The sequence below is a fragment of the Hydrogenobacter subterraneus genome, from assembly GCF_055390195.1.
The window spans coordinates 988432-1014350 of record NZ_AP042473.1 but is presented as its reverse complement, the minus strand read 5'-3'; the positions used below and the strand labels follow the sequence as shown (position 1 = coordinate 1014350).

The window sequence follows — 25919 nt, the reverse complement described above, 5'->3', positions numbered from 1 at the left end:
AGAAATCTCTTATCAAACCTACGGAGGCGTTAAAATGGCTGTTCCTAAGAGAAAGACCTCAAAATGGAGAAGGGACCAAAGAAGGGCTCAAAATTTCTTTTCCAAGCTAAGTGCCATGTCTTTGGCTACATGTCCAAACTGTGGCGAGCTTATGATGCCCCATAGGGCATGCCCCTACTGCGGCTACTATAAGGGCAGGGAAGTTGTAAAAACTTCATGACAAGGATAGCAGTTGATTGTATGGGGGGTGATTACGCCCCCGAGGAGATAGTAAAGGGTTGTCTTTCAGCTTATAAGGAATTGGGCCTTGAAAGCATATTGGTTGGAGACGAAGAAAGGATAAAAAGCATACTAAAGAGGGAGGGCTTTAAGGGAGAGCTGGAGGTGGTTCATGCACCAGAGGTCATCCAGATGAACGAGCCACCTTCCAACGTTTTAAAGAAAAAACAATCTTCCCTTTTTGTGGCTGGAAAGCTTGTAAGGGACGGGCTTGCCGATGGCTTGGTCTCCGCCGGAAATACGGGCGCAGTGCTTACAGTTGGTAAGTTTGTCATAGGGTCTATTGAGGACCTTGAGCGCCCGGCCATTGGTGTGGCACTTCCAAACCCAAAGGGAAGAACTGTGCTTATTGATGTAGGTGCCAACGTGGACTGTAAGCCAAGGCATCTATTGCATTTTGCCGTAATAGGGCATACTTACGCCGAGGAGATACTGGGAATAAAGAATCCAAGGGTGGGAATCCTTAGCATAGGAGAGGAGGAAGGCAAGGGCAACGAGCTTGTAAAGGAAACCTATCCGCTTTTGAAGGCAAGCAACCTAAACTTTAAAGGGAACGCTGAAGGAAGGGACATATACGCGGGCACCTTTGACGTTATAGTATGCGATGGCTTTGTGGGCAATGTTATACTAAAGGCAAGTGAAAGCCTTGGCTTTGCTGTGCTTCAGATGATAAAGGAGGAGGTGCAAAAGAGCCTTTTGGCAAAGATAGGGGCCTTGCTCATGAGGCCTGCCTTGAACAACTTCAAGAAGAAGGCAGACTTTACCGAGTATGGTGGCATACCCCTCCTTGGTGCCAAAAAGCCAGTCATAATAACCCATGGAAGGGCAAACGCCAAGGCCATAAAGAATGCCATAAGGGTGGCCAACGAGTTTTTAACCCATCACTTCAACGAAAGGCTTTCTGAAAACCTTAAAAGATTATTGCCTCAAGAGGTAAAGGTCTGATGGGTATAAGCATAAAGGGTATGGGCCATTACACTCCAGAAAACCTTTTGACCAACTTTGACCTTGAGAAGATGGTGGATACATCCGACGAGTGGATAACCACAAGGACCGGCATAAAGGAAAGAAGGATAGCAAAGGAAGAAAGCCTTGTTGATATGGCATACAGGGCAAGCCTTAGAGCCTTAGAGGATGCGAGCCTCTCCGTAGAGGATATTGATGTTATAATCCTTGCCACCCTCACGCCAGACCTTGGCTTTCCAGCCAGCGCATGCCTTTTGCAGGCAAGGCTTGGATGCCACAAGGCCTATGCCTTTGATATATCTGCCGCCTGTAGCGGATTTTTGTATGGCCTTGAGATAGCCAGCGCCCTACTAAGTTCTGGAAAGGCAAAAAACATCCTTTTGGTGGGCGCTGAAAAGCTATCTCAGATAGTAAACTGGACGGACAGGGCCACATGCGTCCTCTTTGGAGATGGTGCGGGTGCGGTGGTTCTCTCCTCCGAAGGGGAAGGGGAGCTTTTGGCGTCGGTCATGAGGTCTGACGGCAACTATTGGGAGATACTGTACGCCGAAAGGTGTGGCTATATAAACATGAAAGGAAAGGAGCTTTTTAAGCTGGCCGTGAGGGCCATGGCCGATGTATGTGAAGAAGTTATGCAAAGGGCTGGAGTTTCCAAAGAAGACATAGATTTGGTAGTTCCACATCAGGCAAACATAAGGATCATGCAGGCCTTGGCCGAAAGGCTTGGTATTCCTATGGAAAAGGTCTATTCAAACATACACAAGTATGGAAATACGAGCGCCGCATCCATACCCATAGCCCTGTGCGAGGCCAAAGAGGAGGGAAGGCTAAAAAGGGGTAATATGGTCCTCCTTACTGCCATGGGTGGTGGCCTCACATGGGGGGCAAGCCTCTTGAGGTTCTAACTTGAGGTATGATGCTATAGTCGTAGGAGGAGGTCCGGCTGGGGCCTCTACAGCCTACCACCTCTCAAAGAAAGGCCTTAAAGTCCTTCTTGTGGAAAAGGAAAGGCTTCCAAGGTTTAAGCTTTGCGCCGGCTGTCTTTCTGCCAGAGCCTTAAAACTTCTTCCAGAAGGCTATGAGAAGCTTTTGATAAACAGAATAAGGATTGGAAGGCTTGGCTATAGGGGGCTTGAAGAGTATAAACTGGAGGCGGGCAAAGAAATAGCCTACATAGTGGACAGAAGGGATTTTGACCACTTCCTTGTAGAAAAGGCCCTTGAGGCTGGTGCGGACCTCTTGCAGGCAAGCTTTTTAGGCTTTGAGAAGGAAGGACAAGGCTACAGAGTTTATACTTCTTCTGGAAGTGTTCTTTCGGACTTTATAGTGGGTGCAGATGGAGCCAATTCAAAAACGGCGGATATTTTGGGCTTTGGGAAAAGAAGGGCCTTCAAAAGCCTTGAGTTTTTTACAGAAGGAGACCTAAAGGAGGAGGTGCTTATAGAGATAGGCTGGGTAAGCAGGGGCTACCTTTGGGTCTTCCCTCACGGTGATGGCATAAGCGTGGGCATTGCCACCACGGGCAAAGAAGACCTTTTGAAAATACTAAGAGAGTATTCAAATAAAAAAGGCATAAAGTTTATCCATCCGAAGGGTTGGCACATACCCTTTCCAGAAGGGGACCTAAGGCTTGGAAGGGATAGGGTGTTGCTTGTGGGAGACTCGGCAAGCATGACAGACCCACTTTTGGGAGAAGGCATATACTACGCCCTTTGGGCGGGAAGGCTTGCCTCGGAGGCAATAGTCAAAAGCCCGCAGGAGCCTCTAAAGGCCTACAGAGAGCTTTTAAGGCCTCTAAAAGAAGAGCTTCTGAGTGCTGGAAAGATAGCCAAGCTTGCCTATAGGTTCCAATATGTGGCGTATAAAATGGGAAGGGATTATGCCTTGAAAAACTTTTACAGGGTGCTTTTAGGAGAAAAAAGCTATGGAGAGCTTTACCTTAAAGGATTGTTTGAATTTTTAAAACACTTGACCATAGAGAGCTTTAAGAGTATACTTAACCCACATGAGGGGAGGAATAGTAGGGGTATTTTTAGTCGGAAGTTTGGCCTTGGCAGGAACGGATAGCATAGTTCTTACAGCCCTCACCTATATGGAGAGGCCTTACCAGTTTGGCGCCAATGAACTTTACCGAATGGACTGTTCCGCCTTTGTAAAAAGGGTGTTTGAGGTAAACGGTATAAGCCTTCCGAGAAGCACGGCAGAACAAGCCCAAGTGGGAGTTCCAGTAAGCCTTGATGAGATAAGGCCGGGAGACCTACTGTTTTTTAGCACATACAGGCCGGGGCCTTCCCATGTGGGTATATACATTGGCAACGGTAAGATGGTCCATGCCAGCGAAAGCAGGGGAATAACCATAGATAGGATAGATGACCCCTATTGGCAGAGAAGGTTTCTCTTTGCAAGGAGGGTAGATAAGAGGCCCGTTGTGGCCAAAGCAGTGAAAGTGGATAGAGGTAGGGAAGACAAGGGCCGTGATGAGATAGCAGAGCTTATTCTTATACTTTCCAACCGTTGAGGGAAAGCCTCACTTTATCCTTAGCTTCTCCCATATCCTATCTATCTTTTCTTTTACTTCCTTTGACATCTCTATCACCTTTGGCCATTCCCTTGTGTAGCCCTCTTCCTTCCACTTGGTTGTAGCATCTATTATCATCTTTCCACCAAAGCCTACCTGATTGGTGCTGTGGTCCAAAACGTCTATAGGGCCTTTCAATATAAGCACATCCCTTGATGGGTCCACATTATTGCCCCAGGCCCAAAGCACCTGCCCAAAGTCATGAACGTCTATGTCTTCGTCAAAGACCACTATATGCTTTGTGAGGGACATAAGGCCAAGGCCCAAAAGGCCATAGGCTACCTTAAAGGCATGCCCTGGATAGCGTTTCTTTATGGATACAAAGCAGAAGTTGTGGAAACAGCCTTCGGCGGGCAGGTGGTAATCTACCACCTCAGGCAGGTTGAACTTTATAAGGGGCAAAAATATCCTCTCCGTTGCCCAGCCTATGTATTTGTCCTCTTGTGGTGGTCTTCCCACTATGGTGGTAAGGTATATAGGATTGTTTCTGTAAAGGATGGCCGTTACGTGCATCTTAGGATACTTGTCCACAGGCGTATAAAAGCCCGTGTGGTCCCCAAAGGGACCTTCATCTATCAGAGGCTCTTCTGGGTCCACATAGCCTTCTATCACTATCTCCGCATGGGCTGGATATTCAAGGTCAACGGTTATACCCTTTATGAGTTCTACACCCTCCTCCCTTATGAGGCCTGCAAAGAGGTATTCATCCACCTCCGGTGGCAAAGGTGCAGAGGCCACATAGGAAAGCACAGGGTCTCCACCTATGGCAATGGCCACCTCAAGCTTTTTCCTTAACCTTTTTGCCTTCCAGTAGTGATGGTTTCCATCCTTGTGTATCTGCCAATGCATGGCCAGTTCGGTAGAAGATAGCACCTGAAGGCGGTATAGGCCCACGTTCCTTATTCCGCTTTCTGGGTCCTTTGTGATAACCTGGCCAAAGGTTATATACCTTCCGCCATCCTCTGGCCAGCATTGGAGTATGGGAAACTCAAAAAGGTCAATCCTTTCCCTTTTTACATTCTCCCTTATGGGACCATCCTTTACAACCTTTGGCAAGGCATCGTTTAACTTTTTTAGCTCTGGCAGTCTTTTTAGCTTGTCAAGGAAGGTATGAGGGATCTCTGGCCTCAAGAGTTTGTATAGCTTCCAGCCTATATCCTCAAGCCTTTCATAGCCAAGGGCAAGCTTTATCCTTTTTTCAGAACCCAAAAGGTTGGTAAGCACTGGAATAGAGTAGCCTTTTGGCCTCTCAAAGAGTAAGGCCTTTCCACCACCGGGAAGCTTACAAACCCTGTCTGTCACCTCCGTTATCTCAAGTATGGGAGAAAGTTCTTCTTCTATCCTTATAAGTTCTCCTTCCTTTTCAAGCCTTTTTATAAAGTCTCTAAGGTCCTTGTAAGGCATCTTCTCCTCCTTCCATAAGGCAAAGGTCTTCCCTACACCTTACCGCTGGCGCTTTGCTGATTTTCTTTGAGACATCAAAAAGCAGTTCTCTTATAGAATTTCTCAAAGATTGGCGAAGCTCATACAGCTCTTTTAGCTTTTTAGAAAGCTTCTTTGCAGTTCCCTCTTTTCCTTGCGCCAAGGCGCAGTCCATCCTTCTTATTACCTTCTCCGCAGACTCATCGCAATGCACCAAAGCCATAGAAAGATGTTTTAGAACACACCAAAGGCTCTCTATCTTGCTCCTGAACTCTCCACCACCTTCCCCCGATAGATCAAGAATGGAGAAAAGAAGGTTTCCTACAGTTTTTCTCCTGTTCCTTAATTCATCTATGTATGTCACAAGGTCTTCAAGCTTTGTCTCTCCTTCCAACTCCATAAGGTGCTGTTCCGCATGGGCAAGATGGGCTATCAGATATATCATCTCCTCCACCAAAGCCTCTTCCCAAAGGCCTTTTTCCATAAAGGATAATATTAATGCAAAATACATACGTTGGCTATCGCATTTATTTTGAGAAAAAGCATACCTTTGGCGAGAAGTTTATCCTTTGTAGGAGCAGGTTCAAAACCTACCCCCGATTATTGGACAGATCTTGGACCCGAGGGCAAGCTTGAAACCCGCCACTACATTTGGAAAATCAACGCGCCAGAAGCTTACGGGCTTTAATTTCTCACCCAGCGTATAATATGGAATACAATAATAGCTTATGAAAGTGAAGCAAAGACCAAGAAGTAAGGATTTGGAACACATTATAAAAACCTTAAGAAAACACCTTAGGTATTTAAGGAAGGAATATGGAGTTAAAAGCTTGGCCATATTTGGTTCTTATGCCAGAGGAGAACATAAAGAAAGTAGTGATGTGGATATACTGGTAGAGTTTAGCAAGCCAATAGGACTAAAATTCATAAGTTTGGCGGACTATCTGGAAAAAATATTGGGGAAAAGAGTGGACCTTCTTACACCCAACGCCCTCAAACAGGTGCCTGAAGTTTGGAAGAAAGTGAAGGAGGATTTGATACCTGTAATATAATAATCTCCATGAGATTAAAGGTCCTTCTATTTTTCTTACTTGCCTTTCTTATCTCATGTTCTAAATCCAACTATGCACATGTAGAAAAAGCACCTTCAAACATACCATCCAACACCACACCTTGCACTGTGGTCCGTGTGGTGGATGGAGATACATTCCATTGCACCTTATCCAATGGAGAAGAGGTTAAGGTAAGGCTTATAGGAGTGGATACGCCAGAAAGCGCAGACAATCCAAAGGCCAGAAGAGATTCGGAGAGGACTGGGCGCTCCTTGGAAGAGATCATAAAAATGGGTAGGCAGGCCAAGGAATTTACAAAAAGCCTTCTCCCAAAGGGTGAAAAGGTGTATTTGGAGTTTGACGTGCAGAAGACGGATAAATACGGAAGGCTTTTGGCCTACGTGTGGCTATCCGATGGTAGGATGCTAAACGAAGTTTTGATAAGGGAAGGCTATGCACAGGTCTATACCATACCACCCAACGTGAAGTATCAAGAAAGGTTTTTGGAGGCCCAAAGGTATGCAAGGGAAAACAGAAAGGGCCTGTGGGGACAATAAATAGTATTTACTTCTAAGGTCCCTATCCTATATTAAAATATTAACCCATTTACTCTTTTGAGAGGTGAAGGAATGGAGCTTTTGGAATACGACTCCTGCGGTGTAGGCTTTGTATGCAATATAAAAGGAGAAAAAAGCCATCAGATTGTAAGCTGGGGCATTAGGGCCGTTAAAAACTTAACCCATAGGGGTGCAGTGGGCGGTGATGGCAAAACGGGCGATGGTGCGGGTGTTCTTATAGAGGTTCCAAGAAGATTCTTTGCGGATTTTATAGATAAGGAAGGGCTTGAGCTTTCCTCCTTGGAGAACCTTGCGGTGGGTGCAGTCTTTCTCTATGAAGATGTGAGACCTCAGATAGAAGAATACATAAGGAAAAGTCCCTTCTCCTTGGTAGGTTGGAGAGAGGTGCCTGTGGACAAGTCCGCCGTAGGCGAGTCTGCCCTTAAGGTTATGCCCAAAATATTCCACCTTCTTTTGGACACGGAAAAGTGCGACCCAGAAAGGAGAGAATTGGAGCTTTACATCCTAAGAAGGCGCATAGAAACGGACAAAAAGATAAAGGACAAGGTTTATTTTGCTTCCCTCTCTTCTAAGACCTTGGTCTATAAGGGTATGCTTGTGGCACCCCAGCTGGATGTTTTTTATCCAGAGTTAAGGGACGAAAGGATAGAGTCTTCTTTTTGTCTTTTCCATCAGAGGTATTCCACCAACACCTTCCCAAACTGGAAGTTGGCACAGCCTTTTAGATACTTAGCACACAACGGAGAGATAAACACCTTGCTTGGCAATAGAAACTGGATGAGAGCCTTAGAGCAAGAGCTTCAGCATGAGGTTTTTGGAGACAACATAAAACTTGTAAGGCCTTTGGTCTATAATGATGAGAGCGATTCTGCTTCCCTTGATAGAGTCTTTGAGCTTCTTTTGCTTGTGGGCTATAGTCCAGAACACGCCATAAACATGCTCATACCACCAGCATGGGAGGGTATGCCTTGGCTAAGCAAGGAAGTAAGGGACTTTTTTGAATACCAGTCCCTCCTTATGAAGCCTTGGGATGGTCCTGCAAGCATAGCCTTCACCGACGGCAAAAAGATAGGCGCCCATCTGGACAGGAACGGCCTTAGACCCGCACGGTACGTGCTAACGGAGGATGGCATCCTTGTGCTTGGCTCAGAGGTTGGGATGGTGGATTTGGAAGATAGAAAGGTCCTAAAGAAGGGTAGGCTTGGGCCTGGGGACACTTTGGTGGTGGACCTCTCAAAGGGCGAGGTAAAGGAAACAGAGCAGATACTAAAAGAGCTTGCCTCTAAAAAGCCTTATGGAGAGTGGCTTGAAAAGCATTTGGTTAGACTATGGAAGATAGTAAAGGATTACAACCTTCCAGAACCAAAGGAGGACCCAGAAAGGATAAGGAAGCTTGTGGCCTTTGGATACACCCAAGAGGAGATAAAGCATGTCTTGACGCCTATGGCGGAAGAGGGCAAAGAAGTTACCTTCTCCATGGGTGATGATACACCAATCCCACCCCTATCAGAAAAGCCTGTGCTTCTCTTTAGATACTTCAAGCAAAGGTTTGCCCAAGTTACCAACCCACCCATAGACCCCATAAGGGAAAGGTCTGTCATGTCCCTTAAGATGAACTTGGGACACAAGAGAAACTTCTTAAAGGAAGATGAAGAACATGCCAAGAGGCTCCAGATAGAAAGCCCCATCCTTTTGCCATACCAGTTTAAGGCCTTGATGGAGCAAAAGGATTTTAAGGTGGCCTGGGTTCCAATGACATATCCCAAGGAAAGAAGCTACTGCGTTGTAGAGCTACAAGACTTAGCTGGCGAAAGGAGGATAACGGATATCCTTTATGACGCCATGTATGAGGGTATAAGCATATGCGACCTCAGACTTGGTGTGGAGATAGTCTGCAGAAGGGTGGAGGAGGCGGTAAGAGAGGGCGCAAACATTGTAGTGCTTTCCGATAGGAATATATCAAAGCATAGGCTTGCTGTGCCAAGCCTTTTGGCCGTTTCCGCCGTCTTTAAATGGCTATCGGACAGGGGCCTTGCCAACAGGGTCTCCATTGTGGTAGAAACGGGCGAGGCAAGGGACACACACCATATGGCATGCCTTATAGGCTATGGAGCTTCTGCTATATATCCATACCTTATGTATGAGCTTATAGGTGAGCTTTGTCAAAAGGGTGAGATAAAGGTGCCTTATGATAAGGCCTTGTTCAACTACAAAAAAGCCTTGGAGGATGGGCTTTTAAAGATAATGTCCAAGATGGGTATATCCACCCTCAATTCTTATCAAGGTGCCAAAATATTTGATACGGTGTGCCTAAACAGAGACTTTGTGGAGGAGTATTTCCCGGGAACTCCAACAACCCTTGAGTCTGATGGCATCTTTGAAATCCAAAACAGCCTTTTGGCAAGGCATGATGCGGCCTATGAGACAGATAGCCCACAGCTTGACTATGGTGGTGATATGAAGTTTAGGAAGGGGGGCCAATACCACGCCTGGTCTCCTTTTGTGGTAAGGGCTTTGCACAAGTTTTTAGAGACAAAGGATTATAAGGATTACAAGGAGTTTTCCCGTATAGCCAACGAAGAGCATCCCACCTTTATAAGGCACCTTTTGGACTACAAGAGGGCAGAAAAGCCTATACCCATAGAAGAAGTAGAACCCGTAGAGAGCATTCTTAAAAGGTTTGTAACGGGCGGTATGTCCTTGGGAGCTTTGTCTCCCGAGGCTCATGAAGTAATAGCGGAAGCCTGCAACAGGCTTGGTATGAAGAGCAACTCTGGAGAGGGTGGAGAGGACCCAGCAAGGTATTGGACCATAAAGAACTCCGCCATAAAGCAAGTGGCCTCTGGGCGTTTTGGTGTAACACCTACCTACTTGGCTTCCGCCAAAGATATTGAGATAAAGATAGCACAAGGTGCAAAGCCTGGAGAGGGTGGCCAACTTCCCGGAAAGAAGGTAAACGAGTATATAGCAAGGCTAAGGCATGCCCAGCCGGGCATAACCCTTATCTCCCCACCACCACACCACGATATATACTCCATAGAGGATTTGGCACAGCTTATAAACGACTTAAAAGAGTCAAACCCACAGGCTAAGGTATGCGTCAAGCTTGTGGCCGAAACGGGTGTGGGAACCATAGCTGCCGGTGTGGCAAAGGCCTATGCAGATATAGTGCAGATAAGCGGTGCGGAAGGCGGAACGGGCGCAAGCCCCTACTCCTCCATAAAGAACGCAGGAAACTACTGGGAGATAGGCCTCTCTGAAACTCAAAGGGTCTTGATGGAAAACAACCTAAGGGACAAGGTAAGGCTTAGGGTGGATGGTGGCATGAGGACTGGTAAGGATGTGATCATAGCTGCCCTTCTTGGTGCGGAGGAGTTTGGCTTTGGCACGGCGGCCATGATAGCGGAAGGTTGTGTGATGGCAAGGCTTTGCCACACCAATCAATGTCCCACAGGTGTGGCCACCCAAGACCCCAAATACAGGGAGAAGTTTAAAGGAAAGGTGGAAAACGTAATGGCCTACTTTAGGGCTGTGGCGCAAGAGGTGAGGGAAATATTGGCGGAGATGGGAGTAAGGTCTCTTGATGAGATAATAGGAAGGAGAGACTTGCTTGATATAAAAACTTACGACCACATACCCGGTTCCAAGAGGGTAAAACTGGAAGAGTTTTTAAAGGAGGGCTATCCCAAAGACAAACCCTTAAGGTGTATGCAGGAGAGGAACGACAACCCAAGAAGGAGCGACCTGGCAAAGAGGCTGGAGGAGGAGGTTCTTCCATACATAGAAAGGGGAGAAAGGTTTTACGGAGAGTATACTATAAGGAACGTAGACAGAAGCGTGCCTACAAGGCTTGCTTATTACATAGCCTTAAAGTATAGAGATGAAGGCCTTCCTGAGGATACCATACAGCTTGTCTTTAAAGGCACTGCAGGCCAGAGCTTTGGAGCCTTCAACCACAAAGGAATGTCCTTGACCCTTATAGGTGATGCCAACGACTATGTAGGTAAGGGCATGTACGGTGGAAGGATAGTCATAAGGCCTTACGATGTGGAGGACACTCAAAACCATGTGATCATGGGCAATACATGCCTTTATGGTGCCACAGGTGGTGAGCTATACGCCAGCGGAAAGGCTGGAGAGAGGTTTGCAGTAAGGAACAGTGGAGCTATGGCGGTGGTGGAAGGTGCTGGCATGCACTGCTGTGAGTATATGACCGGTGGTGTGGTAGTGGTCCTTGGCCCTGTGGGAATGAACTTTGGAGCGGGAATGACCGGAGGCTATGCCTACGTTCTTGATGAAGATATAGACCTTAAGATAAACAAGGATTATGTGATTACGAGGGAGCTTTTGGATGCCGAAAGGGAAGAGCTAAGAGGTCTAATAGAAAAGCATGCGGGCTATACACAAAGCCCATGGGCCAAGCATATATTGGAAAACTGGGAGGACTTTGTGGAAAGGTTTAGAAAGGTTATGCCCATTGAGCAGTGCAAGAGGGACCCCTATGGCATTACAGACCAGTGTGAGATAGAGGTTCAAAAATAAGGGCAGTAAGGCTTTTCTCCTTTGCCCTCTATGACTCTGGAGAAACCATCTTAGGAGCCCTCCTCTTCTCCACCCTTTACCCCCTCTATATTACCCAGCACATAGACGTAAAAACCTATTCAACCCTCTATGGCCTTGCCTTTTTACTTTCCTTTTTTATTGCCCTAAGGCTTAGCAAAGTGGCAGATTACAGAGGCCTAAGGAAGACATTCTTCAGCCTCTTTAGCCTTCTCATACCACTTGTTTGCTTTGCCCTCTACCTTTCCTTTCACAGTGTAGAATTGAACTTCCTCCTTTACCTTCTTTTGGCCATCATCCACCAGCAGGCCATGCTCTTTTATAACTCCTTGCTAAAAATCTTTGAGACAAAAGGGACGGCCTCCGGCCTTGGTGTGGCCTTGGGCTACGTTGGCTCTGCGGTGGCTTTAATACTTTTTGCACCAAGGCTTAGCCTTCCCACAGCCTTCATCTTCATAGCCCTTATCTTTTTCCTTTTGTCCCTTCCTTCCCTAATTTACCTCACAGAACCAAAAGAAAGACAGATCATAAGCATAAGGGAGGTTCTAAAGGACAAAAACTTTCTTTTAACCATGGCATCCATGCTTTTGCTTATGGAGCTTGCCAATACCATGATAGCCATGATGGGGGTCTATTTGAGGGAGGTCTATGGGCTAAAGGAGGGGGAGATATACAGGACCATAGGCCTTTCGGCCATTGGCGGTGTGCTTGGAGGCCTTCTGTGGGGAAGGCTTACAGATAGAATTTCGGCCAACAGGCTTTTCCCTTTTGGCTTTTTTCTTTGGAGTGCCTTTTTAATACTCCTTTTCTTCACGCCAAGGTCCATGATACTCCTACTTGGCCTCTTTGCAGGCCTTTCCCTCTCCCACCTTTGGACCACATCAAGAGTGCTTCTTATTGAAAAATTCACAAAGGGAGACATAGCCATAAGGTTTTCTTTCTATTCCCTTAGCGAGCGTATAGCCTCAAGCTTGGGCCTCTTAAGCTGGTCCCTATTACTCTATCTTACAGGCGGAAACTACAGGCTTTCTGCCCTTCTCATGCTTGTCTTTCCCATTCTGGGCTTTGTCATATACAAGCTTTCAAACAGGAGGCCTCAGATATATGGGTTCTAAAAGCACGGGGTTATCACCACCATAGCCTTCCATTAACCTTTTGTATGCCCAAAGGCCACCATAGAGGGAAAAGGGAAAAAACTCAAGAGAGATATCTCCCAGGCCTTGACCGCTTAGCCCTACCACCTTTATGCTTTCCGGCAAGCTTTTTAAAACCTCTATCTCCCCTATCTTCCCATCTTTGCATCTTCTACAAAATATCTGGTTGCTAACTTTGAGTGCCACACAAAACTCCCCTTCCCTTTTTAGAAAGTGGCACATCATATAGAGGTTTTCATAGCCCACTATGGGCTTTTTGGTAAGGTATGCCAAGGTCTTCATAAAGGTTATGCCTATCCTCAAGGAGGTCAAATAGCCCACCCCCAAAGAGACGGCGAAGGCATCCATATGCTCTGGCTCTACGCCAAGGCTTTTCAGCAAAGAAGGCAGATGTTCTAAGGTCTTTTTCCCATCATCCACATAGTGGTGCAAGACCACCTTGCCATCCTCTATAAGGGTGAGGTTTATAAAAGAAAAGGAAGTGTCAAGGGATAGTAGCCTCATGGGTGTGTTTATTTTACAATAGATAGTGTATGGAAGGAAGGCATAAGGCGAGATTGATCATAGGTGATAGTAGGAGTATGGCTGAAGTAAAGGATGGGGAAGTGGATTTAATCATAACATCTCCGCCTTACTGGCATTTAAAGGATTATGGAGTTAAAGGACAGATAGGATACGGTCAAACTCTCCATGAATACCTTACAGACCTATATATGGTATGGAAGGAGTGTTTTAGGGTGCTTCGGGAGGGCGGTAGGCTATGTATAAACATTGGAGATCAATTTTCAAGAGCTGTTGTATATGGAAGGTATAAGGTTATACCTATCCATGCCGAGATAATAAGCCAGTGCGAAAGTATAGGCTTTGATTACCTTGGCTCTATAATATGGCAAAAAAAGACCACCATGAACACCACAGGCGGAGCTGTAGTTATGGGTTCCTTTCCTTATCCACCTAATGGCATAGTGGAAATAGACTATGAGTTTATTCTCATATTTAAAAAACCTGGTAAGAATAAGATTGTGCCAAAGGAAATAAAAGAGGCTTCAAAGCTTACAAAAGAGGAATGGAAAGAATATTTTTCTGGGCATTGGCGGTTTGCAGGGGCTAAGAAGATAGGCCACGAGGCTATGTTTCCAGAAGAGCTTCCAAAAAGGCTTATAAAAATGTTTTCCTTTGTAGGCGATACGGTGCTAGACCCCTTTCTTGGTAGTGGAACCACTATGAAGGTTGCAATGGAATTAAACAGAAAAGCCATAGGCTACGAGATAAACAAAGAATTTCTTAGTCTAATCTTGTCAAAAATAGGAGATGCTAATCAGATTGACATTATTGAAAGAGAAGTTGATATTGTAAATAAGCCACCCATAGAATATTTACCAAGAATAAAAGATGCTAAACCGCTTATAGAACCAAAGAGTTTTAACTTTAATGGAGAAAGGTTATATAAAGTTATTAGAATTTTAAATGAAGAAACTATTGAGACCAATACAGGTTTAAATATAAAGTTCCTGGGGGTTAAAGTCATAGATAGAGAAAGGACGCTGAAGTATTTAAAGGATTATATTCTTGGAAAGGAAATATTCATAAGAAATTACCAAGTGCTTGATGAACATACAGTAAAAGCTTATGTTTATTTAAAAAATAAAATCTTTGTAAATGCCTACCTTTTAAAATCCGGCTTAGCACTGCCAGACTTATCTGAAAACCACCTTTATAAGAAAAAATTTATCAAACTATGGCAGGAGGTATCCAGTGGGGAAAGAGTGGATACTTAACATAGCAACCAATAGATGGGGCTATAACAAGAAAAAGTATGTAGGCCCTGTAGCAGAATGGATTCGTGAAGCTTCTCCTAAGAATTTGGAAGAATGGAAGGAACGTTATTATGAAAAATTATTAGAAAAGCTTAAAAGTGAAGGTGTGGATTTAACTCCTGATGAGTATCTTGAAAACTTAGGACAGAAGTTATATGTAAAAATTTCGGAGGTGCTACAGTCAGAAATATCTGAAATAACGCAGGAGGATTGTATAAGTTATATAAAAGAGCTGGTACTTAACAGAACTTATGAAGAGTATAGAACAGAGATTGATACCATATACGGACAATTGGCGGATTATCTTGGCGTTGAGATAAGGCCCGCTCCAGACGAGTGGGACAGGTTATACAATGTAGATTTTTATATAGAGGTTGATGGAAAGTATATAGGCTTGCAAATAAAACCCATAACTTATAAACACACATCTAATATTCATAAATGGGAGGATATACTGAAGAGAACTCATGAAAAATTTAAAAGTGAATTTGGGGGAAGTGTTTTTATAGTCTTTTCAATAAAAGAAAAAGATAAGAAGGTGATATATAACAAAGAAATTGTAGAAGAGATAAGAAAAGAAATTGAGAGATTGAAAGGAGAGCAGGGTAAGTAAGGTGGCTATGATCTTTGATATGGAAAGGCCTGAGGGCTTTGACCCTTATGAGGTGCTTACAAGCCTTGTGGTGCCAAGGCCCATAGCATGGGTATCTTCTATGAGCCAGGAGGGCCTTTTGAACCTTGCACCCTTTAGCTTTTACAATGCGGTATGCGATGAGCCACCGGTTATCCTTATATCTATAAGCAAAAGGGAGGACGGTAGCAGGAAGGACACAGCGAGGAACATCCTTAGCACAGGCGAGTTTGTGATAAATCTTGTCTCAGAAGAGCTAATCAAAGAGGTGAAGATAAGCTCGGAAGACTTTCCACCAGAGGTAAGCGAGTTTGAAAGGGCTGGCCTTGAGCCGGCAGAAAGCTATAAGGTAAGGGTGCCAAGGGTGGCAAGGGCTAAAGCATGGCTTGAATGTAGGCTTTTAAAACACGAAGAACTTTTTGGCTATGACCTCATCTTTGGCAGGGTCCTTTTGGCCGGTGCAGAAAGCCTAAATGTGTGGTCCTTGAGGCCTGTTGGTAGGGTCTTTGGAGGCTTTTGTAAAATCATTGAGATAAATCAAGAACTTTAAGGCATTTCAAGATTAAAATAAATATTGCAATGGCTAAGGTAAAGATAAACGGAAAGGTGTTGGAAATTCCGGCGGGCGTAAAGTTTGGCGAATACCATCATGAGATAGAAAAGGCTGGGGTTGAGTTTGGTTGCACCGACGGTCAGTGTGGTGTTTGTGTATGCACTGTGGTAAAGGGGCTTGAGTGCCTGGCAGAGCCTTCCGAGCAGGAGGAAGAAACCCTCTGGCGCATAGGAGAGTATGAGGAGAACAGGAGGCTCACCTGTCAGCTTGTTATAGAAAAGGAAGGCTGTGAGATAGAGCTGGAGACGGATTAACAGGTGCATTCCTTTATGCCCAGCCTCCTGTAAAGGCTAATTACAGGACACCATCCAGTAAAGGCAGACTGTATTTGGTTTATGGACATAAAGACTATAAAGAGCTTCCAAAACCAATGAATGTCCGCAGGACGTATGGCTATAAGAAAGACTATCAAAAGCACCAAACCAGAGGTTAGTCTAAGGGCCCTATCCATAGTCATGGCTTACCTCCACGCATAAGATTATAAGAATATTCTAATTTACTTAAAAGCCTTAGTCAAGAGGTAAGGGAGGTTGTTTCAAAAATCCATCCTACTTAAGGACCTGTTCCCGCATCCTAAGCTTTATAATTTTCCTATGAGGCAGAAGGGCTTTACACTTATAGAGCTTTTGGTGGTTATCATCATCCTTGGTATATTGGCAGCCATAGTGGTTCCAAGGATAACGGGAAGGGTGGATGAGGCAAAGATTGAGGCTACCAAAGTTCAGATGAAGGCCATAAAGGATGCCTTGGAACAGTATAAACTTGACAACGGCTTTTATCCCACCACAGAACAAGGGCTAAAGGCCCTTGTGGAAAAACCCACCACACCACCCATACCCCAAAGGTGGAGGCAGTATCTGGACAAGCTTCCAAAGGATGCTTGGGACAGGGATTTTATATATATGTCTCCTGGGATAGGAAGGCCATATGAACTGAGGTCTATGGGGCCGGATGGAAAGGAAGGCACGGAAGACGATATAGATGTGTGGCAATAGGGGCTTTACCCTTCTTGAGCTTTTGGTGGCGCTTGTTGTGCTTGCAGTGGGCTTTTCTGTAGTCTTTGAAGTTTTATCCTTTGCAAGGCTTGAGTATTCAAATGCTTATGAACTTTCCGAAGACCTAATAAAGCTCAATAACGCTCTGGTGGAGGGAAAAACAGAAGGCTTGGAGGTGGAAAAGAAAAGCCTTGAGGATTATCCACAGCTGGAAGAGATAAGCTACAGGCTTGGGTCTGCGGAAGTATTTATCTATAAATTAAAAGATGAAAAGGGCCTTTACCCTCATTGAAGTGCTTTTAGCTTTGACCCTAATGGGCCTCTTTTTGGGCTTGCTTTCCTATAGCTTTTACTCTTCTTTGCGTAGCTCCTATCTTCTCTCCCAGTCTTCACAGCTCACAAAGGAAGAGATATTGCTCTTTTGGAACCTTCAAAGAAAGCTAATAGGCGCCACAGACCTTTACTTAAGAAAGGATGCTATCTTTATGATAACTTCCTCCGGGGATTACTATCAAGGCATAGTAAAGTGTGCATACATATACAAGGATGGCTGGCTCTATTACTATGAGTTTCCCTACCCTTATGGGGATATAGCCTTTTATGAGGAGGACAGACTTATAAAGCTTGGAAGGTTTAAGGACCTTTCCTTTAGGGCCTTTTCCAACGGAAGCTACTATGAGGAGTTTAAAGGGCTTCCTCAGTGGGTTGAACTGTTCTTTGAAGGGAAGCTTTTGAGGATAGGTTTACAATAATTAACATGCTTACGCCGGGTGAGAAATTAATTAGGAAGCTGGGATACCATCATACCTTCTTGCAAAAAATAAATGAGACAAGAAATGTAGAAGCACGGCATGCCGTGCAACTACTAATAAAAAATCCAAAAGTAGTGGCGGGTCTTGAACCCGCCTGATGTTTTATAATTTGGCAGGTTTAAAACCTGCCACTACAAAGGATGAATTTCTCACCCCACGTATAGGTTTACAATAATTAACATGCTTGTGTTTTACCCTTTAATTCTTCTGCCCTTTTTTGTGCTTATACTATTGTATATTTGGATAGCAAAGGATATTAAAATTGTGCCACCGGATTTAAAAAGGGAAAGCCTTCAAGTTTCAAGCCTTTTTTCAAAGTTTGAAAGCCTCTATCCAAAAAAGGAGGAAAAGCCCACATCCATTAAACTGCTTGCCACGGCTACAGGCTCTGTGCGCCTTGCCCTCATTGAAGTGGATGGCTCCACTCAAACTGTAAGGATAGGCTCAGAAGTAAAAGGCTACAGAGTAGTGGATATAGAAAGGAACTACATAGTCTTGTCAAGGGATAAGGATAGGCTTGCCATAGGCTTTAGCTTTAAATCTGGAGAGCCTTCTATGCAGGTCTCCAAATCCACATCTCCAACACCACAGGCCACAAAGAGCCTCCAAGCCAGCGTATCAAAAGAAGAACTCCAGCGCATCACCGCAGATCCTGGCGTAATGTTTAGGCAGATAAGGCTTGTGCCTTTTGTGCAGGAAGGAAGGACAAAGGGCTTTCTCTTTGAGTGGATAGAGCCCGGAAGCATCTTTGAAAGGGCTGGTATAAAACCAGGAGATGTGCTACTGTCTATAAACAACCAAGAGATAAAAAGCGGTGAGGACGCCTTTAGAATATTGCAGGTGCTAAGAAACGAAAACAGTATAAAATTGAACTTGCAGAGGGGCAGTGAAATTATAGAATTGCTTTTGAGGGTAGAAGGATGAAAAGGTTAATGGCGGTGTTTTTGCTTCTTTTCTTTTTTGTGCCTGCGTGGTCTCAGGATGCGGAGGCTATCCAAAAGCAGGCTCAAGAGCAAAAAAGGACTGGAAAGGTATTCCTTAACTTCCAAAATGCGGATATATCCCTTGTGGTAAAGTTCATGTCGGAGCTCACGGGCAAAAACATAGTGCTTGACCCCAACGTGAAGGGAACTATAACCATAAGCTCTGCCAAGCCTGTAAGTATTAAACAAGCCTGGGACCTTTTTGTTATGTCCCTTACCCTTCAAGGCTACGGTGTGGTGGAGGACAAAAACTTTGTGCGTATACTTCCCATAGCTCAGGCTGTGCCTCTGGCGGAGCCAAAAAGGCCTACCACTAGCGCAGATGTGATCCTTTACCTTTATACCGCAGAAAACACCCAAGCCCAACAGCTCCAGCAGGCCATACAGCCTTTTCTCTCTCCCTTTGCCAAAGTGGGAGTCCACACTCAGTCCAACACCCTCATAGTGGCAGACATTGCCAAAAACATAGAAAAGATAAAGGGTATACTCAAAGAGCTTGACTCTCCACAAAGAGGTCTAAAGGTAAAGCTCTATCCTCTCCAAAAGGCTAAGGCGGAAAATGTTTTGCAGAGCCTTCAGGGTGTGTTAAGCACCCTACAACAGCAAACTGGCGCGCCAAGTGTGGCCACAATAAGCAAAGATGCCAACGCCATAGTGGTGGTGGCAAGGGAAGACATTCAAGCCATAGTAGAAGAGATAATAAAAACCATAGACCAATCCACGCAGATCACAGAAGATAGGAGCTTTTATGTGGTTCCCTTAAAGTTCATATCGGCAGAGGAGCTCCATAAGAGCCTTCAAAGCCTTCTTACTGGTGTTGTCCCTACTGTGGCCCAGCCCACTCCTCAATACCAAGTACAACCGGTGGATATAAAAGGGCTTGAAACGCCCTTGCAAAAGCCCAAGCAACCAACGCCACAGCCCCAGCCCATACCATCCATACAAACAAAGGAAGGCACCCGCATAGGCTTTGACAGAGGAACCAACTCGGTGCTTATATACGCCACTCCACAAGAGTTTGAAAGCCTAAAGGCCCTTATAGAAAAGCTTGATGTGAGAAGAAGGCAAGTGCTAATAGCCGCCTCTGTGGTGGAGATGTCTACAAGTAAAGCCTTGGATATTGGAGTACGGTGGCAAGCTTTTGGTTCAAAGGGAGGCGCTGGCTTTGGTGTGGGAAGCCTTCAGGACATATACAGTTCAATGCTTACTGGCAACTTTGTCCTTGGCTTTATAAACAACGTAGGGAAAACCATCACCATAGGTGGTGTTAACCTCTTTTTCCCAGACTTGGTACTTCTCTTTTCTCTCTTGGAAAAAGGCACGGGCTTTAATCTTATCTCAAACCCAAAGGTACTTACCCTTGACAACCAGCCTGCGGAGATAAAAGTAGGTCAAGTAATACCCTATGCCTCTGGCGTAAAGTTTGATATAAACGGACAACCCGTTATAACCTACGACTATAAGGAGGTGGGCCTGGACCTAAAGATTACACCCACCATAGCGGAGAACAACCTAAGGCTCACCATAAACCTTCAGGTGCAAGAGATAGTGGACTTTATAAGGCCTCAAGTGGGACAGCTAAGCTATGCGGTGCCTATAACTTCCAACAGACAGGTCAACTCCGACGTGGTGGTGGAGAACGGACAGACCATCATAATAGGCGGGCTTATAAACAATAGGACCATAAACACCGTAGAAGGTGTGCCGGGCCTAAAGGATATTCCACTTTTTGGAAGGCTTTTCAGAAGAGATACCAAAACGGAGGATAAGGTTTCCCTCTTTATATTCCTAACTCCCTATGTGGTAGAAAAGCCAGAGGAGCTAAGCAAGATAACCCAAGAACATCAAAAACTGGCAGATGAATTAAGAAAACTTTTAGAAAAGCAGGAAAAGAATGAGAAAGCTAAGCCTTAAATCTCTGTTTTTATACATCTTCTTGAGTCTTTTATTTTTCTTAGCTATTCTTTTTTTAACATTTCCCAAGTTTTTGGTCCTTGATAAGATGCTTTTGAAGAACGGTTTATACCTGACGGCGCAAAAAGTAGAAGAGGGACTTACACATATAAACCTGAAGGGCGTTGCCCTTTATGACCAAAACTTCAAGCTTGTGCGCTTTGACTCTCTTAAAATAAGCCTTTCTCTCTCTGGGCTTAGCCTTTCTGGTTTGTGTGATGGAAAGAGCCTTTATGTGGAGTGGTCCTTGGGTGCAAAGAGGCTAAAGGCTAAGGACTTTACCTGCCTTGGAGATGTGGAAAGCTTATCCGGAGATATACTTATCAAGGATGGCCTTTATGGCAAGCTGGAGATAAAGGGCCTAAAGGCTCAAGAGCTAAAGCTGGAAGAACTAAACCTTGACCTCAAAGGTAGGGTCTTTACTGCAAAAGGGAGGGCCATGGGCCTTAACTTAGTAGGCGACGGGCAGATAGTTTATAACCATTCAAACCCCCTAAAATCCACCATAAACGGCCAGGTCTCCGGCGGTGGTATGAGGCTTGTTATAAGCGGTCGGCTTGAAAGGCTTGAGCTGAAAACTCCTTGACAAGGTGGGGGGGTGATAAAATATAAAATCAAAGCTTTTAAAGAGGAGGGACTAGTATGAGAAAAATAGCCCTATTGGCTATTGCACTCATAGCCGGCCTTGCCCTATTTATGGCTTTCACCATGTTTGGAAGTAAGCCACAGGCTCATCTATCAGAGGAGAAAAAGGCTCAGGTTCTACAAAGGCTAAAAACCCTTGAAATGCCCTTTATTGAAAACAGAGGGCAGACAGACGAAAGGGTTGCCTATTATACCAAAACCTTTGGTGGCACACTCTTTATCACAAAAGAAGGCGAGCTAGTCTATAGCTTTCCTAAGGTAGAAAAGGCAGAAAAAGGGAAAACACCTAAAGTGGAAGGCGTGGCGGTTATAGTAGAAAGGCTATCCAACGCAAAGGTAAAAGAGCTAAAAGCCCTTGAGAAGTCTCCTACCAATGTGAGCTATTTCGTAGGCAATGACCCAAAAAAGTGGCAGACAAACATAGCCACCTACAGAAAGGTCTCCCTTGGAGAAGTCTATGAAGGCATAAAAGTAGAATTAAAAGCCTATGGCAACAATGTGGAAAAGCTCTTTTATGTATCACCTGGAGCAGACCCAAGCAAGATAAGGCTTGAATTGGATGGAGTAAAGTCTGCACAGGTAAAGGAAAGCGGAGAACTACTTTTAAAGACAGAGCTTGGAGAGATAGTTTTTACAAAGCCAGTGGCCTATCAGGAGATAGGTGGAAAAAGAGTGGAAGTGCCAGTGTCTTACAAAGTGGCAAAGGTGGATAACAAAGTAGTTTATGGCTTTGAGGTAAAGGACTATGACAAAAGCAAGGAGCTTGTGATAGACCCGTTGGTGCAGGCTACGTATTTGGGGGGAAGTGGTAATGATGCTGCTCGCGCAATAGTTTTTGATAGCTCAGGCAATGTATACATAGCAGGTGCTACACCTCATATTAGTGGGCTTGATGTCTTTGTTATGAAGTTGAGTGGAGACCTAAAAACTGTAATCAAGGCTACTTACTTTGGTGGGAGTAATGATGATGGAGCTCTAGCTATTGCTATTGATAATTCTGGTAATATTTTTGTAGCTGGTAATACATTTTCTAGTGACCTTCCTGGTACACAAGGTGGTGCTCAAGCAAATTATAAAAGTGGCAGCGAGGTTTTCGTAGCAAAGTTAAATGGAGATCTTACAAATCTTATACAGTCTACATACCTTGGTGGAAGCGGTGGTGATTATGCCGAAGCTATATCTATTGATGATTCAGGGAATATATATGTAGCTGGTTCTACTTTCTCTACAGATTTTCCGGCTACGAATTATGGTTTTCAAACAAAGAATGCTGGTGATAGTGATGTGTTTGTGGCAATGTTAAGTGGTGATCTCAAGACTATTATTGTAGCTACTTATCTTGGTGGCAGTAAATATGACGATGCAGAAGCTTTAGCTCTTGATAAAGATTCAGGAAGCATATATGTAATTGGTATAACTGAATCTACTAACTTTCCTGGTGTAGCTGATGGAGCTCAACCTAGCTTTGGGGCTTTAAGGATGCTTTTATAGCAAAGTTAAATGCCTCTCTTACAAATCTTATACAGTCTACATACCTTGGTGGTAGTAATCTTGATGGTGCTCTTGCTATTACCCTTGACAGTATGGGAAAGATTTATGTGGTAGGAGCTACATATTCCACCAACTTCCCTGGAACAGCTGGTGGTGCCCAACCTAACTATGGTGGAGGGAGTGACGTATTTGTGGCAAAGTTTGATAGCTTGAGTGCTACATCTGGCAATACTGGAAGTGTAAATACTCCTAATGGCCAAGTGAATATATCTATCCAAAACGGTACCTTTACACAGCCACCGCAATCTCAGACAAACATACCACCTTTACCTTCAGGCTTTTCTGCCCCATACGGTGCTATAAGCTTTAAAGCTCAAGTTCCACAGGGAGCAACCATAACCATAACTATAAACTTCCCACAAGCCATACCACAAGGTGCAAAACTCTATAAGCTTATAAATAATCAATACATAGAGGTAACTAATGTACAGTTTGCTGGCAATACAGCTACTTTCCAGGTTCAGGATGGCAGTTCTCTTGATGCGGATGGGCAGGCCGATGGTTTTATAACAGACCCTGTGGTATTAGCTGTACCAAGTGGTTCTGGTGGTGGCGGTGATAGTGGCACCGGCGGTGGCGGTGGTGGATGCTCCATGGGTGCTGGTGCAAGCCCTGTAAATGCCCTTATGTGGCTCTTGTTGCCAATGCTTGTAGCCTTTAGGAGGCTCTTCAGAAAATAACTCCCTCGGCGGGCTTTGCCCGCCCTTTTGTAAAAAACTGATAAAATTTTCTCAATGGACGCCAAAATCCTGATAAATGGTAAAGAGGTAAGGCTAAAGGACTATCCTAAAAGGGTGCTTTATAACCTACTTGTGGGCTATGTAAAGAGCCTAAACCTTGAGGAAGAGCCAAGAGAGATTGAGGTGTATGTCAAGCTCAAAGAAGAGGATTGTAGAAAGTCTTAGCTTTGAGGTTCAAGAAGAGCATGAGGGCCTAAGGCTTGACCAGTTTTTGGCAAAGGTCTATCCAGACTTTTCAAGGAGCTACCATCAAAGGCTCATTGAAGAAGGATATGTATACTTGGACGGAAAAATTTTAGACAAGCCGAGCAAAAGGCTAAAGGTGGGCCAGCGTGTGGAGCTTTTGGTGCCAGAGCCAGAGCCTTTGGAGGTCCTCCCAGAGAGCATACCACTGGATATAATCTACGAGGACGATCATATACTTGTGCTTATAAAGCCTTGCGGCCTTGTGGTCCACCCCTCCCCGGGCTACACCTCTGGAACCCTTGTCAATGCCCTTTTATACCATGTTAAAAACCTCTCCTCCATAGGCGGTGTGGAAAGGCCCGGCATAGTGCATAGGCTTGACAAAAACACCATGGGTCTTATGGTGGTGGCAAAGACGGACATAGCCCACAGAGGCCTCTCAGAGCAGTTTAAAGAGAGAAAAGTAGAAAAGCTTTACAAAGCCCTCGTTAAGGGCCTGCCAGAAAAGGATTACTACATAGTAGAGGCGCCCATAGGGAGGCACCAGGTAGACAGAAAGAAGTTTGCCATAAGGGAGGAGGGAAAGCCTGCCAAAAGCGAGGTTTGGGTGTTGGAAAGATTTTACCGCCAAGGCATAAGCCTTTTAAAGGTAAAGATACACACGGGCAGGACGCACCAGATAAGGGTACACCTCTCTTCTCTTGGCTTTCCCATCCTTGGAGACACAACTTATGGCTTCAAAAGAAGCTCGGTGGACAAAAGGGTCCTTGAAAAAATAGGCGATTGCCACATGCTTTTGAGCTATTATCTTGCCTTTGAGCATCCTACAGAAAAAAGGTGGATGAGCTTTCAGATAGAGGACCCAAAGCCATTCAAAGATGTTTTAGAACTCATAAAGTATTTGGAGGAAGAGGCTTCTTAGCCTCTCAATGGCACCCTCCCCACCAAGGGCCTCCCTTAGCCTTTTGAAATCCTCCTTCATAGACTCCCTCAGCTTTTCATCTTCCAAAAAGCTTTTTACCTTTTTGCACAGCTCCTTTGGGCTCCTTTGTATGAACTCTGGCACCACCTCCCTTTGTAGTATGAGGTTTGTGAGAGCCACATAGTTTACCTTTACCAAAAGCCTTGCCAAAAGGTAGGTGATGGGATTGACCCTGTAGAAGACCACATGGGGAGAGCCAAGCAGGCTTGCCTCCAGCTCCGCCGTCCCGCTGGCAAGCAATGTAAAATGGGCGTAAGCCATAAGGTTGTAAGAAGGGCTTTCCATATCCCTTGGAGTAAATACCTTTACCGGAAAGCCTCTTAGGCTCTCTTGCACATAGTCCTTAAAGCTTTCAAAGGTGGGGACAAGCAGGGGCATATTAGGCCTCAAACATTCAAGCACAGACCTAAGGTAGGGCACATGTCTTTTTATCTCACTCCACCTGCTCCCTGGAAGGAGTGCTATATACCTTTCTGAACCCGCAAGCCTTTTTACCTCTTCTTCATTCATGGTGGGCTTTGCCAAATCTACCAAGGGATGGCCTACAAAATGGACCCTAAAGCCCTCCCTTGCATACCTTTTGTAAAACTCCACCTCAAAGGGGAGGATGACTATAAGATGGTCTACAAGCTCTGAGATAACTTTGGCCCTTCCCTCCTTCCATGCCCAAACCTGAGGAGATATAAAGTAGATGATCTTTTTGACCTTTCCCTTTGCCCTCTTGAGAAGGGGCAGGTTAAAGGCTGGAGCATCGCACAGCACTAAGGCATCCATCTCTGGCAGAAGTTCTTCTATCCTCTTCCAAAGCCTGTAGACATAGGGCACCTTTGGAAGGGCTTCTATGAGGCCCACTACCGATAGGTCCTCTATCCTTGCCACGCTTTTAAAGCCTATGGATTCAAGCCTCTCGTCCGTTATGCCATAAAGGTCTATGCCTTTTATATCTTTAAAGATGTTATATACGTAGTTGCTGGCAGACCTCTCACCCAAAGAGACAAAAATTTTCATTGAGCCTTGGCAAAGAGGCTAAAGAGCCCCTCTCCAACCCTTTCAACCCTTATGCTTACACCATCAAGCCTTAAAAATAGAGCATACCCTATCTCCACCCTCCCAGAGCTCCTTATGCTTACATACCTTTCCGCATGGCATTCTTCAAGGCTATTCCTAAAGGTGGTCTTAAGGTAGGCTCCATCGTGGTGCTCCATTATCTCGGTAAAGACCACCTCCATATAGTTGTTCTCCTCCACAGCCTTTTTCCAAGCCTCCTCAAGCTCTGGGCTTTTTAGCTCAAGCTTTACACCAAACTCTAAGTCTTCTTCCTCCGCCTCTTCCAAAAGACCTTTTACCTTTGGGCTAAGGCTTTGGCATAGGTCCTTTAGCTTAGATAGGGCCTCCTGCCTGTAGCTTTCCTGTATGGGCATG

At 44.9% G+C, this 25919-nt stretch carries 29 protein-coding genes; 23 read left to right on the top strand and 6 right to left on the bottom strand.

Annotation, left to right across the window (positions count from 1 at the left end):
- The first annotated feature begins 34 nt into the window (after nucleotides 1-34).
- Genes rpmF through ACZ5GB_RS05490 form a run of 5 tightly spaced genes read left to right on the top strand, consistent with a single transcriptional unit; the run spans nucleotide 35 to nucleotide 3763 of the window.
- On the top strand, nucleotides 35-220 hold the full coding sequence (gene rpmF / locus ACZ5GB_RS05510) for a 50S ribosomal protein L32 (protein WP_464326256.1): 186 nt from the start codon (nucleotides 35-37) through the stop codon (nucleotides 218-220).
- Nucleotides 217-1224: a phosphate acyltransferase PlsX gene (gene plsX / locus ACZ5GB_RS05505; protein WP_464326255.1), complete on the top strand. Its 1008-nt coding sequence runs from the start codon at nucleotides 217-219 to the stop codon at nucleotides 1222-1224. The genes rpmF and plsX overlap by 4 nt, the downstream gene beginning before the upstream one ends.
- Nucleotides 1224-2150 (top strand): beta-ketoacyl-ACP synthase III, encoded by a 927-nt coding sequence (locus ACZ5GB_RS05500; protein ID WP_464326254.1) that lies wholly within the window; start codon nucleotides 1224-1226, stop codon nucleotides 2148-2150. The genes plsX and ACZ5GB_RS05500 overlap by 1 nt, the downstream gene beginning before the upstream one ends.
- 1 nt (nucleotide 2151) lies before the next feature.
- On the top strand, nucleotides 2152-3312 hold the full coding sequence (locus tag ACZ5GB_RS05495) for a geranylgeranyl reductase family protein (RefSeq protein ID WP_464326253.1): 1161 nt from the start codon (nucleotides 2152-2154) through the stop codon (nucleotides 3310-3312).
- Entirely contained in the window at nucleotides 3296-3763 is a 468-nt protein-coding gene (locus ACZ5GB_RS05490) for a C40 family peptidase (RefSeq protein WP_464326252.1), read from the top strand. Before ACZ5GB_RS05495 ends, ACZ5GB_RS05490 begins: the two co-directional genes overlap by 17 nt.
- A gap of 9 nt (nucleotides 3764-3772) precedes the next feature.
- Here ACZ5GB_RS05490 and ACZ5GB_RS05485 read toward each other — a convergent pair whose 3' ends face one another.
- Together ACZ5GB_RS05485 and ACZ5GB_RS05480 are read right to left on the bottom strand one after the other, a co-directional pair.
- Nucleotides 3773-5227, bottom strand: a complete 1455-nt coding sequence (locus ACZ5GB_RS05485; RefSeq protein WP_464326251.1) for a menaquinone biosynthesis decarboxylase — start codon at nucleotides 5225-5227, stop codon at nucleotides 3773-3775.
- Nucleotides 5208-5729 carry a hypothetical protein gene (locus ACZ5GB_RS05480; RefSeq protein ID WP_464326250.1) on the bottom strand — a complete coding sequence of 174 codons (522 nt, stop codon included), beginning with the start codon at nucleotides 5727-5729 and terminating at the stop codon, nucleotides 5208-5210. The genes ACZ5GB_RS05485 and ACZ5GB_RS05480 overlap by 20 nt, the downstream gene beginning before the upstream one ends.
- 244 nt (nucleotides 5730-5973) lie before the next feature.
- On the opposite strand from ACZ5GB_RS05480, the gene ACZ5GB_RS05475 reads away from it, so the two are divergent.
- The 4 genes from ACZ5GB_RS05475 (at nucleotide 5974) to ACZ5GB_RS05460 (ending at nucleotide 12550) form a co-directional block, all read left to right on the top strand.
- On the top strand, nucleotides 5974-6297 hold the full coding sequence (locus ACZ5GB_RS05475; protein WP_464326249.1) for a nucleotidyltransferase family protein: 324 nt from the start codon (nucleotides 5974-5976) through the stop codon (nucleotides 6295-6297).
- A gap of 8 nt (nucleotides 6298-6305) precedes the next feature.
- Nucleotides 6306-6854 carry a thermonuclease family protein gene (locus ACZ5GB_RS05470; RefSeq protein ID WP_464326248.1) on the top strand — a complete coding sequence of 183 codons (549 nt, stop codon included), beginning with the start codon at nucleotides 6306-6308 and terminating at the stop codon, nucleotides 6852-6854.
- A 72-nt stretch (nucleotides 6855-6926) separates the two neighbouring features.
- On the top strand, nucleotides 6927-11417 hold the full coding sequence (gene gltB / locus ACZ5GB_RS05465) for a glutamate synthase large subunit (protein ID WP_464326247.1): 4491 nt from the start codon (nucleotides 6927-6929) through the stop codon (nucleotides 11415-11417).
- A 179-nt stretch (nucleotides 11418-11596) separates the two neighbouring features.
- Nucleotides 11597-12550 (top strand): MFS transporter, encoded by a 954-nt coding sequence (locus ACZ5GB_RS05460; RefSeq protein WP_464326246.1) that lies wholly within the window; start codon nucleotides 11597-11599, stop codon nucleotides 12548-12550.
- Here the strand turns inward: ACZ5GB_RS05460 and ACZ5GB_RS05455 are convergent.
- The gene (locus ACZ5GB_RS05455; protein WP_464326245.1) at nucleotides 12518-13093 is read right to left on the bottom strand and encodes a tRNA threonylcarbamoyladenosine biosynthesis protein TsaB; all 576 of its coding nucleotides are present in this window, start codon (nucleotides 13091-13093) and stop codon (nucleotides 12518-12520) included. The two genes, ACZ5GB_RS05460 and ACZ5GB_RS05455, sit on opposite strands and share 33 nt — an antisense overlap.
- Before the next feature lie 29 nt (nucleotides 13094-13122).
- Here ACZ5GB_RS05455 and ACZ5GB_RS05450 point away from each other — a divergent pair, with 29 nt between their 5' ends.
- Genes ACZ5GB_RS05450 through ACZ5GB_RS05435 form a run of 4 tightly spaced genes read left to right on the top strand, consistent with a single transcriptional unit; the run spans nucleotide 13123 to nucleotide 15904 of the window.
- Nucleotides 13123-14367: a DNA methyltransferase gene (locus ACZ5GB_RS05450; protein ID WP_464326244.1), complete on the top strand. Its 1245-nt coding sequence runs from the start codon at nucleotides 13123-13125 to the stop codon at nucleotides 14365-14367.
- A complete protein-coding gene (locus ACZ5GB_RS05445) occupies nucleotides 14345-15019 on the top strand; it encodes an MjaI family restriction endonuclease (protein WP_464326243.1) in 675 nt (224 codons plus the stop codon). Before ACZ5GB_RS05450 ends, ACZ5GB_RS05445 begins: the two co-directional genes overlap by 23 nt.
- 19 nt (nucleotides 15020-15038) lie before the next feature.
- A complete protein-coding gene (locus ACZ5GB_RS05440; RefSeq protein ID WP_464326242.1) occupies nucleotides 15039-15587 on the top strand; it encodes a flavin reductase family protein in 549 nt (182 codons plus the stop codon).
- A 29-nt stretch (nucleotides 15588-15616) separates the two neighbouring features.
- Nucleotides 15617-15904 (top strand): 2Fe-2S iron-sulfur cluster-binding protein, encoded by a 288-nt coding sequence (locus tag ACZ5GB_RS05435; protein WP_464326241.1) that lies wholly within the window; start codon nucleotides 15617-15619, stop codon nucleotides 15902-15904.
- Here the strand turns inward: ACZ5GB_RS05435 and ACZ5GB_RS05430 are convergent.
- Nucleotides 15901-16107: a YgaP family membrane protein gene (locus ACZ5GB_RS05430; protein ID WP_464326240.1), complete on the bottom strand. Its 207-nt coding sequence runs from the start codon at nucleotides 16105-16107 to the stop codon at nucleotides 15901-15903. The two genes, ACZ5GB_RS05435 and ACZ5GB_RS05430, sit on opposite strands and share 4 nt — an antisense overlap.
- Nucleotides 16108-16243: 136 nt before the next feature.
- On the opposite strand from ACZ5GB_RS05430, the gene gspG reads away from it, so the two are divergent.
- From gspG to ACZ5GB_RS05380, 10 genes are all read left to right on the top strand, one after another.
- Nucleotides 16244-16645 carry a type II secretion system major pseudopilin GspG gene (gspG, locus tag ACZ5GB_RS05425; protein WP_464326239.1) on the top strand — a complete coding sequence of 134 codons (402 nt, stop codon included), beginning with the start codon at nucleotides 16244-16246 and terminating at the stop codon, nucleotides 16643-16645.
- Nucleotides 16632-16937 (top strand): prepilin-type N-terminal cleavage/methylation domain-containing protein, encoded by a 306-nt coding sequence (locus ACZ5GB_RS05420; protein WP_464326238.1) that lies wholly within the window; start codon nucleotides 16632-16634, stop codon nucleotides 16935-16937. Before gspG ends, ACZ5GB_RS05420 begins: the two co-directional genes overlap by 14 nt.
- Nucleotides 16912-17397, top strand: coding sequence for a type II secretion system protein (locus tag ACZ5GB_RS05415; RefSeq protein WP_464326237.1), 486 nt, complete (start codon nucleotides 16912-16914; stop codon nucleotides 17395-17397). Before ACZ5GB_RS05420 ends, ACZ5GB_RS05415 begins: the two co-directional genes overlap by 26 nt.
- Nucleotides 17398-17637: 240 nt before the next feature.
- Nucleotides 17638-18381, top strand: coding sequence for a PDZ domain-containing protein (locus tag ACZ5GB_RS05410; RefSeq protein WP_464326236.1), 744 nt, complete (start codon nucleotides 17638-17640; stop codon nucleotides 18379-18381).
- Nucleotides 18378-20354, top strand: coding sequence for a type II secretion system secretin GspD (gspD, locus tag ACZ5GB_RS05405; RefSeq protein WP_464326235.1), 1977 nt, complete (start codon nucleotides 18378-18380; stop codon nucleotides 20352-20354). Before ACZ5GB_RS05410 ends, gspD begins: the two co-directional genes overlap by 4 nt.
- On the top strand, nucleotides 20335-20979 hold the full coding sequence (locus ACZ5GB_RS05400; RefSeq protein WP_464326234.1) for a hypothetical protein: 645 nt from the start codon (nucleotides 20335-20337) through the stop codon (nucleotides 20977-20979). Before gspD ends, ACZ5GB_RS05400 begins: the two co-directional genes overlap by 20 nt.
- 56 nt (nucleotides 20980-21035) lie before the next feature.
- Nucleotides 21036-22529 carry a DUF7948 domain-containing protein gene (locus ACZ5GB_RS05395; RefSeq protein ID WP_464326233.1) on the top strand — a complete coding sequence of 498 codons (1494 nt, stop codon included), beginning with the start codon at nucleotides 21036-21038 and terminating at the stop codon, nucleotides 22527-22529.
- Nucleotides 22530-22720: 191 nt separating this feature from the next.
- A complete protein-coding gene (locus ACZ5GB_RS05390; protein ID WP_464326232.1) occupies nucleotides 22721-23269 on the top strand; it encodes a choice-of-anchor U domain-containing protein in 549 nt (182 codons plus the stop codon).
- A 54-nt stretch (nucleotides 23270-23323) separates the two neighbouring features.
- Entirely contained in the window at nucleotides 23324-23494 is a 171-nt protein-coding gene (locus ACZ5GB_RS05385) for a hypothetical protein (protein WP_464326231.1), read from the top strand.
- A complete protein-coding gene (locus ACZ5GB_RS05380; RefSeq protein ID WP_464326230.1) occupies nucleotides 23457-24437 on the top strand; it encodes an RluA family pseudouridine synthase in 981 nt (326 codons plus the stop codon). The genes ACZ5GB_RS05385 and ACZ5GB_RS05380 overlap by 38 nt, the downstream gene beginning before the upstream one ends.
- Here ACZ5GB_RS05380 and lpxB read toward each other — a convergent pair.
- The gene (lpxB, locus tag ACZ5GB_RS05375) at nucleotides 24399-25505 is read right to left on the bottom strand and encodes a lipid-A-disaccharide synthase (protein WP_464326229.1); all 1107 of its coding nucleotides are present in this window, start codon (nucleotides 25503-25505) and stop codon (nucleotides 24399-24401) included. The two genes, ACZ5GB_RS05380 and lpxB, sit on opposite strands and share 39 nt — an antisense overlap.
- Nucleotides 25502-25918, bottom strand: a complete 417-nt coding sequence (locus tag ACZ5GB_RS05370) for a hypothetical protein (RefSeq protein ID WP_464326228.1) — start codon at nucleotides 25916-25918, stop codon at nucleotides 25502-25504. Before ACZ5GB_RS05370 ends, lpxB begins: the two co-directional genes overlap by 4 nt.
- Between the last annotated feature and the right edge of the window lies 1 nt (nucleotide 25919).

Coding starts and splice junctions, on each gene's coding strand:
- ACZ5GB_RS05415 (WP_464326237.1), top strand. CDS start 16,912: ATGAAAAGGGCCTTTACCCTCATTGAAGTGCTTTTAGCTTTGACCCTA.
- rpmF (WP_464326256.1), top strand. CDS start 35: ATGGCTGTTCCTAAGAGAAAGACCTCAAAATGGAGAAGGGACCAAAGA.
- ACZ5GB_RS05500 (WP_464326254.1), top strand. CDS start 1,224: ATGGGTATAAGCATAAAGGGTATGGGCCATTACACTCCAGAAAACCTT.
- gspD (WP_464326235.1), top strand. CDS start 18,378: ATGAAAAGGTTAATGGCGGTGTTTTTGCTTCTTTTCTTTTTTGTGCCT.
- ACZ5GB_RS05380 (WP_464326230.1), top strand. CDS start 23,457: ATGTCAAGCTCAAAGAAGAGGATTGTAGAAAGTCTTAGCTTTGAGGTT.
- ACZ5GB_RS05480 (WP_464326250.1), bottom strand. CDS start 5,729: ATGGAAAAAGGCCTTTGGGAAGAGGCTTTGGTGGAGGAGATGATATAT.
- ACZ5GB_RS05470 (WP_464326248.1), top strand. CDS start 6,306: ATGAGATTAAAGGTCCTTCTATTTTTCTTACTTGCCTTTCTTATCTCA.
- ACZ5GB_RS05370 (WP_464326228.1), bottom strand. CDS start 25,918: ATGCCCATACAGGAAAGCTACAGGCAGGAGGCCCTATCTAAGCTAAAG.
- ACZ5GB_RS05420 (WP_464326238.1), top strand. CDS start 16,632: ATGTGTGGCAATAGGGGCTTTACCCTTCTTGAGCTTTTGGTGGCGCTT.
- ACZ5GB_RS05395 (WP_464326233.1), top strand. CDS start 21,036: ATGAGAAAAATAGCCCTATTGGCTATTGCACTCATAGCCGGCCTTGCC.
- ACZ5GB_RS05475 (WP_464326249.1), top strand. CDS start 5,974: ATGAAAGTGAAGCAAAGACCAAGAAGTAAGGATTTGGAACACATTATA.
- plsX (WP_464326255.1), top strand. CDS start 217: ATGACAAGGATAGCAGTTGATTGTATGGGGGGTGATTACGCCCCCGAG.
- ACZ5GB_RS05455 (WP_464326245.1), bottom strand. CDS start 13,093: ATGAGGCTACTATCCCTTGACACTTCCTTTTCTTTTATAAACCTCACC.
- lpxB (WP_464326229.1), bottom strand. CDS start 25,505: ATGAAAATTTTTGTCTCTTTGGGTGAGAGGTCTGCCAGCAACTACGTA.
- ACZ5GB_RS05450 (WP_464326244.1), top strand. CDS start 13,123: ATGGAAGGAAGGCATAAGGCGAGATTGATCATAGGTGATAGTAGGAGT.
- ACZ5GB_RS05385 (WP_464326231.1), top strand. CDS start 23,324: ATGGACGCCAAAATCCTGATAAATGGTAAAGAGGTAAGGCTAAAGGAC.
- ACZ5GB_RS05435 (WP_464326241.1), top strand. CDS start 15,617: ATGGCTAAGGTAAAGATAAACGGAAAGGTGTTGGAAATTCCGGCGGGC.
- ACZ5GB_RS05440 (WP_464326242.1), top strand. CDS start 15,039: ATGGAAAGGCCTGAGGGCTTTGACCCTTATGAGGTGCTTACAAGCCTT.
- gspG (WP_464326239.1), top strand. CDS start 16,244: ATGAGGCAGAAGGGCTTTACACTTATAGAGCTTTTGGTGGTTATCATC.
- ACZ5GB_RS05430 (WP_464326240.1), bottom strand. CDS start 16,107: ATGACTATGGATAGGGCCCTTAGACTAACCTCTGGTTTGGTGCTTTTG.
- gltB (WP_464326247.1), top strand. CDS start 6,927: ATGGAGCTTTTGGAATACGACTCCTGCGGTGTAGGCTTTGTATGCAAT.
- ACZ5GB_RS05485 (WP_464326251.1), bottom strand. CDS start 5,227: ATGCCTTACAAGGACCTTAGAGACTTTATAAAAAGGCTTGAAAAGGAA.
- ACZ5GB_RS05410 (WP_464326236.1), top strand. CDS start 17,638: ATGCTTGTGTTTTACCCTTTAATTCTTCTGCCCTTTTTTGTGCTTATA.
- ACZ5GB_RS05400 (WP_464326234.1), top strand. CDS start 20,335: ATGAGAAAGCTAAGCCTTAAATCTCTGTTTTTATACATCTTCTTGAGT.